We start from the raw sequence: 14,225 nt of genomic DNA on the forward strand, positions 1-14,225 counted from the left end.
CCACGGAAGGGCGGGCTCGATGGCCGAAGAGCGAGAAGAGCTGAGCTGGGAGCTGTTCGGCACGGCGAGCCGTGAACTGGCTCACACCATCGCCGAAGACGGCTTCGCGCCGGACCTCATCCTCTCGATCGCGCGCGGCGGGCTGTTTGTCGCCGGCGCGCTCGGCTACGCGCTCGACGTGAAGAACCTGCACGTCATGAACGTCGAGTTCTACACCGGCGTCGACCAGCGCCTCGACTTGCCGGTGATGCTGCCGCCGGTGCCCAACGTCGTGGACCTCACGAGCAAGAAGGTGCTGATCGCCGACGACGTCGCCGACACCGGCGCCACGCTGAAGCTGGTCCGCGACTACTGCCTCGAGCACGTCGCCGAAGTGCGCTCGGCCGTCATCTACGAGAAGCCGCACTCGACGGTCAAGTGCGAGTACGTCTGGCGGCGCACCGGCAAGTGGATCAACTTCCCGTGGTCGGTGCTGCCGCCCGTGGTCACCCGCGAAGGACAGGTGCTCGACGCATGACCGACCCGCTGAAGCCCCTCCTCGACCTCGAAGGCGTCGCGGCGGCGGCGAAGTCCGCGCAGGACGCGGTGTTCGCGGTCCACCGCCTCCCGGCGAACCTCCGCGGCGGCGCGGCGACGGCGGCCGAAGCGTCCGTGCGGGCCGCCCGCGCGTCGGCCGGCATCGAAGGCGCCAACCCGGAGCTGCCCGCCGACGGGGCGGTCGACGACCCCGTTCTCGCCGGCGCGCTGCGCGTCGCGGAGACCCTCGAGTCGCTGCTGCCGACGTGGCGCCGCGCGCCGCTGCAGGCGTTGGCGCGGCTGCACGTCCTGGCCGCGGCGGACCTCGTCGACGACCTGGACGCGTTGGGCCGCCCCCATTCCGGCGGGGGCCGGCTCGAACTGCTCGCCCAGCTGGTGACCGGAGCGACGTCGGTGCCGGGCCCGGTCCTGACCGCGGTCGTGCACGGCGAACTGCTGGCGCTCAAGCCGTTCGGCAGCGCGGACGGCGTCGTCGCGCGCGCGGCCGCCCGGCTGACGATGGTCGCGACCGGCCTCGACCCGAAATCGTTGAGCGTGCCCGAAGTGGCGTTCTTCCGCCGGGTGCCGCGTTACCTCGAAGCGGCCGAGGGCTTCGCGAGCGGGACGCCCGATGGCGTCCGCGCGTGGCTGCTCTTCTGCTGCGAAGCGTTCGAAGCCGGTGCACGCGAAGCGAAGAGCATCTCGGACGCCGCTTCTTAGCCGGACAGCTTCGCCGACCACTTCTCTTCGATGCGCCCGAACCGCCACACCGCCAGCGCGACGACCCACGTCAGCACGAACAACCCGACGATCCCGAAGCCGACGTAGTCCAGGTTCACCGACGCGATCGCGGCCAGCGGCCCGCTCGTGATGGCCAGCTTCTCGGCGAGGATCGACACCAGCTCGATGGTCCCGATGAGCAGCGCCACCGCGACCGACAGCGCGGTCACCGTGATGTTGTAGAAGATCTTGCGCACCGGCTTCGCGAACGCCCAGCCGTAGGCGAAGTTCATGAAGCAGCCGTCCACGGTGTCGAACAGGGTCATCCCGGCGGCGAACAGGATCGGCAGCACCAGGATCGCGTACCAGGGCAGCGCGAACGTCGCGGCGCCCGCGGCCAGCACGAGCAGCCCGATTTCGGTCGCGGTGTCGAAGCCCAGCCCGAACAGCAGCCCGACCGGGTAGATGTGCCACGGCTTGCGCACGGCCTTCGTCGCCCCGCGCAGCAGCCGGTTCAGCAGGCCGCGGTTGTCCAGCTGGTGCTCCAGAGCGGCCTCGTCGAACTCGCCCCGGCGCATCTGCCGGAAGACCCGCAGGATCCCGACGAGCACCACGAGGTTCAGGATCGCGATCACGTACAGGAACACGCCGGACACCGACGTCCCGATCACGCCGGTGGCCTGGTGCAACGCCGACGAACCGTCCTCGACCTGCCCGGCCAGCGCGCGGACGCCGAGGGACAGCAGCAGGCACAGCGCGAAGACGATCGTCGAGTGCCCGAGCGAGAACCAGAACCCGACCGACAGCGGCCGTCGGCCGTCGGCCATCAGCTTGCGCGTCGTGTTGTCGATCGCGGCGATGTGGTCGGCGTCGAACGCGTGCCGCATGCCGAGCGTGAACGCCGTGACACCCAGCCCGATCCCGAACACGCCGGACGCGCCCAGCGCGTAGTGGTGCGGCGCGACGAACGCCGTGAGCACGCCCCAGCCCACGACGTTCAGCAGCAGGATGAACCCCGCCATCCCGCCGATCGACATCCACTCGCGCCGCGAAAGCCCGCGCCGCGAGTCCTCCGTCTCGACCGCCATCGCGCACCCGCCTTCCCTCTCATCTGAGAGGTTAGACAGGTGAACAGATGAGAAGCTAGCTCGCTCGCACCCGAAGTGTGTCCAACGCCTTCCGCACGTGCCCGCCCGACGCGTGCAAAGCCTTCGCGGCGCTCTTGACGTCCTCACCGGACAGCAAGTGCACCAGCGCCACCTTGAGGTCGCCCCCGGCCTCGGTGAGCGCGTCCGAGCAGTCCGCCATCGTCATCCCGGTGGCTTCCTGCAGGATCCGGATGGTCCGGCCGCGCAGCTTCGCGTTCGTCGCCCGCATGCTGACCATCAGGTTGGAGTAGGTCCGGCCCAGCTTGATCATCGTCGCGGTGGAGAACGACGTGAGGATCATCTTCTGCGCCGTGCCCGCCTTCATCCGGGTCGAGCCGGCGATCGCCTCCGGCCCGGTGTCGACGGCGATGAGCACGTCCACCCCGGCCGGCTTCGCGGCCTTGGCGTTGCCCGAGACCAGCCCGGTCCGGGCGCCCTGGCGCGACGCCGCGGCCAGCGCACCCAGCACGTACGGCGTCCTGCCCGACGCCGTCAGCCCCAGCACGAAGTCGCCCGGCTGCACCATTGCGGCCATCTCGGCGGCCCCGGCCGCCGAGTCGTCCTCCGCGTTTTCGACGGCCTGGCGCAGCGCGCGCTCGCCGCCGGCGTGGTGCGCGATGAACCAGTCGCCCGGCACGTTGAACGTCGGCACCAGCTCGGCCGCGTCCAAGGTGGCCAGCCGCCCGGACGTGCCCGCGCCGACGTAGTGCACCCGGCCCCCGGCCCGCAGGGCGTCCACCGCGTAGTCCACCGCGTGCGCCACCTGGGGCAGCACCGCGGCGACGGCACCGGGGACCGTGCGGTCCTCGGCGTTGATCGCGCCCAGGATCCCCGCGGTGGACATCAGGTCGATGTCCTTGGTGCGGGGATTGCGGGTCTCGGTCGGCGAATCGACGTGCACCGCCTGCACGGGGACGGTCATCATGCGCCTCACTTTTTCTCCGGGCATTACTTGCCGGTTTCCCGCGGACGGCGACGACCGTCCGGCCTGACCCCCAAGCGGTGTGATCCGACCGCGTCCCTCGTCGCGTCCAGCGCGTTGACCGAGGCGTCCATGTGCCGCTGCGCGACCCCGATGAACAGGCAGTCGATGACGGTGAGCTGGGCGATCCGGCTCGCCGTCGCTCCGGAACGGAACGTGGTTTCCCGCGCCGCGGTCGTCAAAACGTGGTCGGAGACCTCGGTGATGGGGGAACGCGGGAAGTTCGTCACGGCGATGGTGCTGGCGCCGTGCTCGCGCGCCACGCGCAGCGCCTCGACGGTGTCGGTGGTCGCGCCGGTGTGCGAGACGCCGATCGCGACGTCACCGGGGCTCAGCACCGCGGCCGAGGTGAGCATGATGTGCGTGTCCGACCACGCGAAGCACACACGGCCGATGCGGTGCAGCTTCTGCTGCAGGTCGGCGGCGACGAAGGCGCTGGCGCCCACGCCGTAGACGTCCACGCGGCCGGCGTTCGCGACGACCTGGATCACGCGCTCCAGCGTGGCGACGTCGAGCTGGTCGGCCGTCTCCTCGACGGCCCGCGCGTCGGCGAAGCTGACCTTGCCGATCACGGCGGCCAGGTCGTCCTCCGGACCGATCTCGCCGCCGAGGTTGCGCGTGGTGCGCGCCTCGGTGCGCGCGGTGTCCGCGGCCAGCGCGATGCGCAGCTGCGGGTACCCGCCGACGCCGACGGCCTTGCAGAACCGGGTCACCGTGGTCTCGCTCGTGTTGGCGGCCAGGGCCACCTCGGTGATGCTGCGCCGCGCGACGTGCGCGGGGTCTTCCAGCACCACCTTGGCCACGCGCTGCTCGGCGCGGGCCAGGCCAGGGAGCAGCGACCGGATCCGCACCAGCGGGCTGGAGTCGGCGTCCCGTCCGGCCGTCTGGACCGATACGGGCTCGGACGGTACCGGGCCGGTTACGGATTCGGTATCACTCATCGTCGGAAAGTTACTAACCGTTGGCATCTGTGACAAGGCTACCCACACCCTTCGGTCGGTTCGCAACCCGTCCGTGTCTGCGGATCTGGATTTGCGATTAATCACTGACCAGAAAGTCGCCAACCAGGTCGCCCTTGTTAACGAGGTCAAGCTAACGACTTGGCAACTTAGTGTCGCGGTGCAAGCGGCAAGAAGACGGTAAATTCGGCCTCTTGGTCGACGTTCGGCGATCGATCGGTCACCGAGAGGTCAACTGCCAACCCTCTGCAATGAATATCGAGGGGTCATGTTCACCGTCGAGGAGTGATCGGCCGCTCTCGGTGACTTTCACACTGTCCACCGAAACTCCTCGTCCCGTGTAACTCGGGTCGGTGCTGTAACGCCAGCGGAGGCTCACCGACGCGCCCTGCGGCAGCGTCCCCACCGCCCGCCACCAGGCGCGGTGCCCGTGCCCGGAGAGCGACGTGACGGTTCCGGAGGGTGCCCCCGGTCCGGAAACCGACAAGGCGATCGGTTGCCAGTTAACGCCGTCGGTGCTGGCCTGCAGCTGAAGTGGATCACCGCTGCCCTCGGTGTCCACGAAAGCAGCGAACGAGACCCGCGCTTGATCACTATGCGTGGTAAATGCCCGGGTGCTGAGCGTAGCTACGGCGGCGTTACCCAGCGTGCTCGCCCAGGCGTCCTTCCCGGCCACCGGCCGCACCGCCATGGCCCTGGCCAGCGACGTCGCCCAGACCTGGCGGGCGGTGTTGATCGAGCCCCAGTTCCGGGTCGGGTGCACCCGGTTCGTCAGCAGGATCGCGACCGACCGGGACTCCGGGTCGATGACCAGCGTCGTTCCGGTGTAACCGGTGTGCCCGGCGGTGACCGGCGACGCCAGCGCGCCCATGTACCAGGGCTGGTCGAGCTCGAAGCCGAGGCCGTGCGCGTCGTCCGGGAACTGCTGGTTGTAGTTCGTCAGCATCTGCCGGACGGTCTCTTCGCGGAGGATCCGGTGCCCGCGGTAGCTGCCGCCGTTGAGGATCGCCTGGGCGAGGGCGGCCATGTCGCTCGCGGTGCTGAACACGCCCGCGTGCCCGGCGACGCCGCCGAGCGACCACGCGTTCTCGTCGTGCACGCTGCCGCGCACCATCCCGCGCGGCGGGTTCGCCTCGAACTCCGTCGCGGCGATCCGGCTCAGCTTCGCCGCGGGCGGGTTGTACCCGGTGTCGGTCATGCCGAGTGGGGCGGTGATCCGGTCGTGGACGACCTTGTCGAGGGACTGCCCGGTCAGCTTCTCGACGATGAAGCCGAGCGTCAGCAGGTTGATGTCCGAGTAGAGGTACGTCGTCCCCGGCTTGTTCTTCAGCGGGCTGTCGAGCACGGCCTGCCGGCGCGAGGGGATGTCGGGGTAGCCCGCCCAGAGCGACGGGATGGGGTCGGCGTCGAAGCCCGAGGTGTGCGTGAGCAGCATCTTGACCGTGATGGCGGCCTTGTCGCCGGTGGCGAACTCCGGGAAGAAGCGGCTCACCGGGGTGTCGATGGTGAACTGCCCGCGCTCGACGAGCTGGAGCACCGCGATCGAGGTGAACAGCTTCGAGATCGAAGCCATGTCGAAGATCGTGTCGTTCTTCATGGGGACCTGCTGGTCCGCGGGCAGCTCGGTGCCCGTGGCGTCGGCGTACCGCAGCGCGCCGCCGACCGCGTACCGGTCGACGACCACGCCATCATGCGCGAGCAGGCCGACCGCCCCGGAGAAGTGCGGGTGCCCCGAAGCGTCCGGCTTCGTCCAGCTCGCCAGGAAGTCCTCGGCCGCCTTGATCGGCGCCGGGTCGAGCCCGGCGTCCTGCGGCCGCCCGTCGCGCAGCGTCGTCCACAGCGGGGCGAACCCGTGCTGCGGCCGGTCGAAGCGGCCGGCCGCCGGATCGTGGCTGGTGATGGCGCTGGCTCCCGAGTCCGACACGGTCAACGTGGTCAGGGCGACCAGCACTCCGGTGGCCGCGACGAGGACCTTCCTAGCACGCACGAGTCTCCCCCTCAGCGGTAGAGCAGGTAGTGGCGCCGTCTCCGCTCGAACTCGGCCAGCTCGGCCCGCCAGGCGCCGGTGACCTCGTCGACGCCCGCGCCGGCGTCGACCATGGTCCGGAGCCGGTCGGACCCGGACAGCTTGTCGATGTAGTTGTCGGGACGCCAGGCGAACACGTCCGGGTGCAAGGCCTTGGCCGTGACGAGCATGGCGACGGCGGTGCGGATCGCGTCGAAGGCCCGCGGGTCGCTGACGCTCAGCTGCACGCCGCCGCACGTCTGGTTGACGAACTTGCTGAACGTGGGGACGAAGTAGGTCTCGCGGAACCGCGCGCCGGGCAGGGCGAGGTCCTCGAGCTTCTCGCGCCAGCGCCAGTCGAGCCCGGGAGCGCCGATGATCTCGAACGGCCGGGTGGTGCCCCGACCCTCGGAAAACACCGTGCCTTCGAACATCCCGGTGCCCGGGTAGACGAGCGCCGTGTCCGGTGTCGGCATGTTGGGGCTCGGCAGCACCCAGTTCAGCCCGGTCTGCGCGAAGAGCGTGTCGCGCTGCCAGCCGCGTACCTGGACGACGTCGAGGTGCTGGAGCCGGACCCCTTCGCCGGGCAGGAACTCCTCGGCGAAGAAGCGCGCGAGCTCGCCGGCGGTCATGCCGTGCTGCTGGACGATCGGCTTCTTGCCGATCCCCGAAGCGAACTTCGGGTCGAGCAGCGGGCCGGCCGCCCGGCCGCCGATCGGGTTCGGCCGGTCGAGCACGACGAGGGCCGCGTTCGTCTTCGCGGCGGCCACCATCGCGGTGTAGAGCGACCAGATGTAGGTGTAGAAGCGCGCGCCGACGTCGGCGATGTCGAACACGACGGTGTCGACGCCGGCCTTGATGAACAGCGAAGCGAGCTTCGTCGCGTCGACGCCGTACGCGTCGTACACCGGGACGCCCGTGCGGGGGTCGGTGTAGTCGCCTTCGGAACCACCGGCCTGCGCGCTGCCGCGGAAGCCGTGTTCGGGGCCGAAGGCCGCCACCGGTTTCACGCCGGCGGCCACCATCGAGTCGACGATGTGGTCGCCGCCCAGCAGGACGCCGGTCGGGTTCGAGAGCACGCCGAGCTTGCGGCCCTGGAGGGGACGCCAGCCCTGCGCGGCCAGCTGCTCGGCGCCGGTGAGGACGCGCCCACGCCCCTGCTCGGCCTGCTCGGCCTGTGCGGCTCGTTCGGGCTCGGCTCCCGCGACGGCCGAACCGCCCGCCAGGACCGGGACCGCCAGCGCGCTCGCGCCCAGGAAGTGGCGCCGGTTGAGCGTCACCAGGTCAGCCCGTGGCCGAACGGGTACTTCACGGTCTGCATGTCGGCCCCCGCGGGGATGTCGACCGGCAGCTTCCCGACCGGCTTCGTCTCGCCGAGGATCACCTTGGCCAGCGCCTCCAGGGTCGGCGTGATGTAGCCGTAGGTGGCCAGCCAGGTCCGGACGGTGCTCGGGTAGCCCGCGTCGTACGGGATCTGCGCGGCGACCGCGACCACCGGCTTCCCGGTGGCCTGCAGCGCGTCGAGCAGCTTCGTCTGCAGCGGGTAGGTGGCGATGTTGTTGGTCAGGACGACGACGAGGTCGGCGGTCTGGGCCTTGGCGACGGCCTGCGCGATCTGGGCGTCCGTCGGGACCTGGCCGGTTTGGTAGGCCGTCGCGGCCGTGCCGTGGGCGGTCAGCTTCTGCGCCAGTGTCGCCGTCGTGGACACGCCCCAGCCGGTGACCAGCGTCGTCGCGGGCTTCTGCTTCAGGGGCAGGAGACCGGCGTCGTTCGCGATGGCCGTGATGCCGCGGTCGGCGATGTCCTGCGCGGTCGCGAGGCTCGGCGGGATGCCGACGGTCTTCATCACCCGGCCGGTGTCGACGAACGGCGCGAAGAGGATGCCGCGCAGGAACTTGAGCTTGAGCACGCGCAGCACGCTCTGGTCGATCCGCCGCATCGGGATGTCACCGGACTTGACGGCCGCGATGACCGAGTCGATGGCGAGTTCGAGGTGCACCGGCATGAGCAGCTGGTCGACGCCCGCCTTGAGCGCGAGCACCGGGATCTCGGCGTCGCCGTGCAGCTTGCGCACGCCTTCCATCTCGAGGGAGTCGGTGATCACGACGCCGTTGTAGCCGAGTTCGTTGCGCAGCCGGCCGGTGATGATCGGCTGCGACAGCGTCGCGGGTTCGAGCGAGGGGTCGAGGCTGGGGAACTGGATGTGCGCGCTCATGATCGAGTCGACGCCGGCCGCGATCGCGGCCTTGAACGGCGGCACGTCGGTGGCCCGCCACTGCGCCTCGGTGCTGTCGATCCGCGGCAGCCCGGTGTGGCTGTCGGTCGGCGCGGCACCGTGCCCGGGGAAGTGCTTGGCCGTCGCCGCGACGGTGTTCGTCGGGAAGCCGGAGTCCTGGAAGCCCTTGATCTCGGCCCGGACGAAGTCGCCGGCCAGACCGGGCTGCCCGGAGAAGGACCGGACGCCGATGACCGGGTTGACCGGGTTGGAGTTGACGTCCGAATCGGGCGCGAAGTCCTGGTTGATCCCGACGGCCCGCAGTTCGCGGCCGAGGATGGTCGCCGCCTGCGTCGCGCGCTTCGTGTCCCGCCCGGCGGAGATGGCCATGGCGTTCGGGAACTCGGTGGCCGGCGCGCCCATCCGCGTGACCGTGCCGCCCTCCTGGTCGGCGGCGATCTGCAGCGGGATGTGCGCCCCGCTCCTGACGGCGGCCTGCTGGAGGCCGTTGGACAGCTTCGCGACCTGCACGGGGTCGTCGAAGTTGTCGCGCGTGTCGTTGTTGAAGTAGATGACCCCGCCGAGGTGGTACTTCTCGACGACCTGCGCGGGGGTGTCGACGCCGAAGTCGGTCTGGTTCTTCGGGTTGACCTCGTCGGCGGTCTTGCCGTTCACCCAGGTGACGAACAGCTGCCCGACCTTCTGCTCGAGCGTCAGCCCGCGCAACGCCTGGGTCGCCGCGGCCTCGGCCTGCGCGTCCGCGCTCACCCGCGGTGCGCTCGCCGCGGTCGCGACACCCACACCGGTGAAGGCGAGCACCCCCGCGACGGGCAGGGCGAGCGCATGGAACCTCCGATTTCGGGTCGTCACGACTCAGCCTCCCAGAAAGTAGCGGGCGCTCGGACGTCAGAAGTCCACTCAGAGGCGCCAATATCGGGAAGCTACTCACCAAATCCGGCGCTGTCCATCGACCGACCGCACGAACGCGCCAGTCGTACCCGGATCGGTAGGAAAGTCGCCGTCCGCAAGATGCACGCAGATCCGAACGGGTGCCCCACCCTCGCGTGTCGACCCTCCAGTCACGCGAGTCGACCCTTCAATCACGCGTGATGCCCCTTCAATCACGTGTGATGCCCCGCCAGACACGCGAGATGCCCGGGACGTACCCCCAAATAGACGAGGCGGCGCCCGTGGCCGAAGCCACGGGCGCCGCCTGCAAGCGCGAACCTCTCGGGCGACCAAGCGTGCAACTCTGGTCGTACCTACATGGACTCGGCGTGTGGCGTCCCACTACGCAGTCCCTAGACGACGAGCCTCCCGCGGCGCGCTGCGCGTGGGTACCCGGAGTCCGCGCACGGAGGTTTGCCGGGGTGGAACAGGCTTCTCTTCTACCTGTTCCCTGGCCGACCGAACGTCCGCACCTACTTTCTACGCCGTGAGCCCGGTCACTTCAAGTGCGCGGACGGGTGCACCGGTACAGAGGCTGGATCGGGTGACACCGGCACCCTGCGCGACGGACAATTCGGGGCTGGGCCAAGCAAAGTGACACTCGTACGGCCGTGTGGGTGGCAGGCGTCCCGTCAGCGGGACCGTCGGCGACGGTTGAGGCTGTACCAGGTCGCTCCGGCGGCCACCGCACCGACGCCGAGCGCCACCATCCCGGCCGACCGCGTCGGGATCCGGGTGCGCAGCGACATGGGCCGGTCGAAGGCCAGGATCGGCCAGCCGCGTTCGAGGGCCTCACGCCGCAGGAGCTTGTCCGGGTTGACCGCGTGCGGGTGCCCGACGACCTCGAGCAGCGGGATGTCGGTGCTCGAGTCGGTGTAGGCGAAGCACTCGGCGAGGTCGTAGCCGTGGGTCGCGGCGAGCTGCTTCGCGGCGACGGCCTTGTTGGCGCCGTAGCAGTAGAAGTCGACTTCGCCGGAGTAGCGGCCGTCGACGATCTGCATCCGCGTGGCGACGCTCCGGGTCGCGCCGAGCATCTCCGCCACCGGCGCGACGACCTCTTCGCCGGTCGCCGACAGCACGATCACGTCGTGCCCGTCCTCGCGGTGCCGCGCGATGAGCTCCGCCGCCTCCGCGTACACGAGCGGGTCGACGACGTCGTGCAGCGTCTCGCGGACGATCGCCGAAACCTGGGCGACGTCCCAGCCGGCGCACAGCGCGGAAACTTCGGCGCGCAGTCGCTCGGTTTTGTTCTCGTCGGCGCCCGCGAGCGAGAACACCAGCTGCGCGTAGGCGCTTCGCAACGCGGCGCGACGGTTGATCAGCCCTTCTTTGAGGAGGGGCTTGCTGAACGCCAGCGCGCTCGACGAAGCGATGATCGTCTTGTCCAGGTCGAAGAACGCGGCCACCGCGTGCTCCGGGCCCGGCTTCCGGATGCGCGACGGCGCGCTGCTCGGTTCGGCCACCCGCCCAGGATAGAAGCTTGATCGAGGCGCGTCCCGTTGATCCACCACACGCGCGTCGCGCCGGGCGGAAAATCCATGACAGACAGGCACTTCGGGCGCGCTGTGCCGTTACCGAACTGTGTGCCTCATCCGGCGCGCGATCCGGCGCCGGGCGGAGTTACAGTGAGGGAGTCCGGTGTCCAACCGGGCCGGTTCAGTCCGACCCCCCGGGGCTGAACCCACGGCGGCCCCCGTCCCTCCCCCCTGGCGGGGGCCGCCCTCTTACCTCCCGTTTGCCTTCCCGGTTTCCGTTGCCCCTGCTGGATTCCGGTTTTCGACGGCGACGCACGCGGCCTTCTTGCCTTCCGTTTACCTTCGTCAATTTCCTGTTGCGTGACGAAACGTGTTCGCGCTTGACGCGGAATCTTCTCGTGCGGAAATTCATGGCCATTTTCCGCCGCGGATGCGTCACGGGCGGCGGTCATCCTGCCACACGCCACCGGCCGAACCGGTCCGCGAGCGGGTCACGAGCGGCAGTTGTCCACAACACCCCGGTTGTCCACAGCCGGCCGCCCACCCCGTTGTGCCGCCCCACCCCCGCCCGCGACGGTGGAACACGGGCCACCCACGGCCCGCACCGACGACGGGGGAGGACCGCATGACGGGGGAACGACCGCTGGTGATCGCCGCGGACGAAACCGTGCTCGACGAGATACTGCGCGTGGCCGCGGTCGCGGGCTGCGAACTCGACCGCGCACCGGACCTGACGGCGGCGAGCGGGCACTGGGCCCGTGCGCCGCTGGTGGTCCTCGACGAAGAAGCCGTGCGGCATCCACCGGCACTGCCCCGGCGCGGCGGGATCCTCCTGGTGTGCAAGGGCAGTCCGGGACCGGCGACGTGGGAGCACGCCTTCCGCAGCGGCGTCGAGCGCGTGATCGCGTTGCCCGACGAAGAATCCGCGCTCGCCGGTGCGTTCGCCGACGTCGTCGAGACACCGGCGGAGCAACCCGGGCTGGTGCTCGGCGTGGTCGGCGGCCGGGGTGGCGCGGGGGCATCCGTCTTCGCGGCGACCCTCGCCCTGGCGGCCGACAGCGATCCGGGCGGCGCCCTGCTGCTGGACTGCGATCCGCTCAGCGGCGGCCTGGATGTGTTGCTGGGCTTGGAAAAGACGCCCGGAGCACGCTGGCCGGACGTGCACCTGAGCGGCCGGGTATCGGTGTCGTCGCTGGCCGCGAAGCTCCCGCAGCGGAGGCACCGCGGTGGCAGCCTCCCGGTGCTCGCGTCCGGCCCCGAAGGCGACGGCCCGGAGGTCGAGTCGTTGTCGGCGATCCTGTCCGCCGGTCGCCGCGCGGGCCGCACGGTGGTGTGCGACCTCCCGCGTGCCCTCGGCGAGGCGTCCGAGGAGGCGGTGCTGCGGGCCGACCTGGTGCTGCTGATGGTGCCGCTGGAGATCCGGGCGTGCCTGGCGGCGAAGAAGGTGCTGAACCGCCTTTCGAAGCTGACGGCCCGCATCGGCATGGTCACATGTGGACACTCGAAGGACCCGGCCGTCCGCACGGCCGCCCTGATCGGCCCACCCCTGATGGCCTCGATGCCCCCGGAGCGCGGCCTCTGGCACGCACTGGAGCGCGCCGAGTTCCCGACGAAACCAAAGGGCCCCCTGGCCAAAACGGCGGCCGAGATCCTGGCTATAGCCCGCCGCGAAGCCCAGGCGGCCGGCCGATGAGCCCCGCAGCCCACGACCTCCGCGCCACGAGCGCCCCGACCAGAGTGTCGGAGCTGCTGCTCCCGACGGTCCTGAGCTTGCTGACCCGAGCCCCGGCAAGCGCGGCGAGGTTTTCGACGCTGCTGCGCCCCCAACCGGAGCCGCGCGCATGCCCACTGCCGGGTATGCGAGTCATGGAATCGCCCAGCGAGCCGCCGGCCATCCATCAGCCCGCGCTACCGGCAGAGCAGGGGGAGTCGTGACAACCGCGTCGGCGGGGTCACCCGCGCCGCGGCGCGGGACGCTGGATCGGCGCTCGTCGCGGGGCACCCGCGTCACCGCATCGCGCGACCGCCCGCCGGCCACCTCGAGAACCCACCACCGAGCAAGGCGGGCGAACTCATGACCACCGACTTCGTCGACCGCGTCCGCAACCGCCTGGCCGGCGACCGCCGCCAGGCCGACCCGGTCGCCGTCGCGACCGCCGTCCGTGCCGAAGCCGGCGGCGTCCTCGGCCACGACGCGGTGCTCGACGCCGCCCGCCAAGCCCGCGACGAGTTCATCGGCGCCGGCCCGCTGGCCCCGCTCCTCGACGACCCGGCGACCACCGACGTCCTCGTCACCGGCCCGCACGAAGTCTGGACCGACGGCCCGCAAGGCCTGATCCGCAGCGGCATCCGTTTCAAGGACGAAGAATCCGTCCGCCGCCTGGCCCAGCGCCTCGCCCTCGCGGCCGGGCGCCGCCTCGACGACGCCCAGCCCTACGTCGACGGCTGGCTCCCCGGCGCCGGCCCGCACGGCCGCATCCGCGTGCACGCCGTCCTCCCGCCGATCGCGGCCGCCGGCACCTGCCTGTCCCTCCGCGTCTTGCGCCCGGCGACGCACGACCTCACCACGCTCGGCGAACTCGGCGCGTTCGACGAGGCCGGTGCCAGGCTCCTCCGCACCGTCGTCTCGAGGCGGATGGCGTTCCTCGTCACCGGCGGCACGGGCGCGGGCAAGACCACGCTCCTGGCCGCGCTGCTCGGCGCCGTCGATCCGGGCGAACGGATCGTCTGCGTCGAGGACGCCGGCGAGCTGCAGCCCGCCCACCCGCAGTTCGTCGGCCTCGTCGCCCGTCCGCCCAATGTGGAGGGTGCGGGCGCGGTCGGCCTGCCCGAGCTCGTCCGCCAGGCGCTGCGCATGCGTCCCGACCGGCTGGTGGTCGGCGAGGTCCGCGGCGCCGAGGTCGGCGCGCTGCTGACCGCGCTGAACACCGGTCACGACGGCGGCGCCTGCACCGTCCACGCGAACTCCCCGGCCGAGGTGCCCGCCCGCATCGAGGCACTGGCCGTGCTCGGTGGCCTCGGCCGCGACGCCGTGCACAGCCAGCTCGTCGCCGCGATCCGCGTGGTGCTGCACATGCGGCGCGAAGCAGACGGCCGCCGGCGCCTCGCCGAGGTCGGCGTGCTTCGCGCCCAACACGGCCGGGCCCGGGTCGTGCCGGTGTGGCGTGCGGGCCGGTGGACGGTCGACCGGCACCTGTTCGTGGCGTCGGGGGCGATCGCGTGCTGAGCCTCCTGCTGCCGAACCCTTTCCCGCACAA

11 protein-coding genes are annotated in these 14,225 nt (G+C 70.9%); 4 read left to right on the top strand and 7 right to left on the bottom strand.

Going from position 1 to position 14,225, the window contains the following annotated elements:
• The first annotated feature begins 19 nt into the window (after positions 1 to 19).
• Positions 20 to 517 carry a phosphoribosyltransferase gene (locus AB0M30_RS03840; protein ID WP_103337782.1) on the top strand — a complete coding sequence of 166 codons (498 nt, stop codon included), beginning with the start codon at positions 20 to 22 and terminating at the stop codon, positions 515 to 517.
• On the top strand, positions 514 to 1,236 hold the full coding sequence (locus AB0M30_RS03845) for an oxidoreductase (RefSeq protein ID WP_364579405.1): 723 nt from the start codon (positions 514 to 516) through the stop codon (positions 1,234 to 1,236). The genes AB0M30_RS03840 and AB0M30_RS03845 overlap by 4 nt, the downstream gene beginning before the upstream one ends.
• Here AB0M30_RS03845 and AB0M30_RS03850 read toward each other — a convergent pair.
• The 7 genes from AB0M30_RS03850 to AB0M30_RS03880 all read right to left on the bottom strand — a co-directional run bounded on the left by AB0M30_RS03850 (position 1,233) and on the right by AB0M30_RS03880 (position 10,956).
• Positions 1,233 to 2,273 (bottom strand): HoxN/HupN/NixA family nickel/cobalt transporter, encoded by a 1,041-nt coding sequence (locus AB0M30_RS03850; RefSeq protein WP_364579619.1) that lies wholly within the window; start codon positions 2,271 to 2,273, stop codon positions 1,233 to 1,235. The two genes, AB0M30_RS03845 and AB0M30_RS03850, sit on opposite strands and share 4 nt — an antisense overlap.
• 106 nt (positions 2,274 to 2,379) lie before the next feature.
• Complete coding sequence (locus tag AB0M30_RS03855; protein WP_364579408.1) at positions 2,380 to 3,309, bottom strand: N-acetylmuramic acid 6-phosphate etherase; 930 nt, start codon at positions 3,307 to 3,309, stop codon at positions 2,380 to 2,382.
• Between the two features lie 23 nt (positions 3,310 to 3,332).
• Entirely contained in the window at positions 3,333 to 4,307 is a 975-nt protein-coding gene (locus AB0M30_RS03860; protein ID WP_364579410.1) for a MurR/RpiR family transcriptional regulator, read from the bottom strand.
• Between the two features lie 238 nt (positions 4,308 to 4,545).
• A complete protein-coding gene (locus AB0M30_RS03865; protein ID WP_364579621.1) occupies positions 4,546 to 6,276 on the bottom strand; it encodes a serine hydrolase domain-containing protein in 1,731 nt (576 codons plus the stop codon).
• 47 nt (positions 6,277 to 6,323) lie between these two features.
• Positions 6,324 to 7,610 carry a DUF1343 domain-containing protein gene (locus AB0M30_RS03870; RefSeq protein ID WP_364579413.1) on the bottom strand — a complete coding sequence of 429 codons (1,287 nt, stop codon included), beginning with the start codon at positions 7,608 to 7,610 and terminating at the stop codon, positions 6,324 to 6,326.
• Entirely contained in the window at positions 7,607 to 9,364 is a 1,758-nt protein-coding gene (locus AB0M30_RS03875; protein WP_364579624.1) for a glycoside hydrolase family 3 protein, read from the bottom strand. The genes AB0M30_RS03870 and AB0M30_RS03875 overlap by 4 nt, the downstream gene beginning before the upstream one ends.
• A 761-nt stretch (positions 9,365 to 10,125) precedes the next feature.
• Positions 10,126 to 10,956, bottom strand: coding sequence for an HAD family hydrolase (locus tag AB0M30_RS03880; protein WP_364579415.1), 831 nt, complete (start codon positions 10,954 to 10,956; stop codon positions 10,126 to 10,128).
• 637 nt (positions 10,957 to 11,593) lie between these two features.
• On the opposite strand from AB0M30_RS03880, the gene ssd reads away from it, so the two are divergent.
• Positions 11,594 to 12,661 carry a septum site-determining protein Ssd gene (gene ssd / locus AB0M30_RS03885; RefSeq protein WP_364579417.1) on the top strand — a complete coding sequence of 356 codons (1,068 nt, stop codon included), beginning with the start codon at positions 11,594 to 11,596 and terminating at the stop codon, positions 12,659 to 12,661.
• A 381-nt stretch (positions 12,662 to 13,042) separates the two neighbouring features.
• Positions 13,043 to 14,194: a TadA family conjugal transfer-associated ATPase gene (locus AB0M30_RS03890; RefSeq protein WP_364579419.1), complete on the top strand. Its 1,152-nt coding sequence runs from the start codon at positions 13,043 to 13,045 to the stop codon at positions 14,192 to 14,194.
• Positions 14,195 to 14,225: the final 31 nt, after the last annotated feature.

Source organism: Amycolatopsis sp. NPDC051716 (assembly GCF_040681595.1).
Lineage (GTDB): Bacteria > Actinomycetota > Actinomycetes > Mycobacteriales > Pseudonocardiaceae > Amycolatopsis.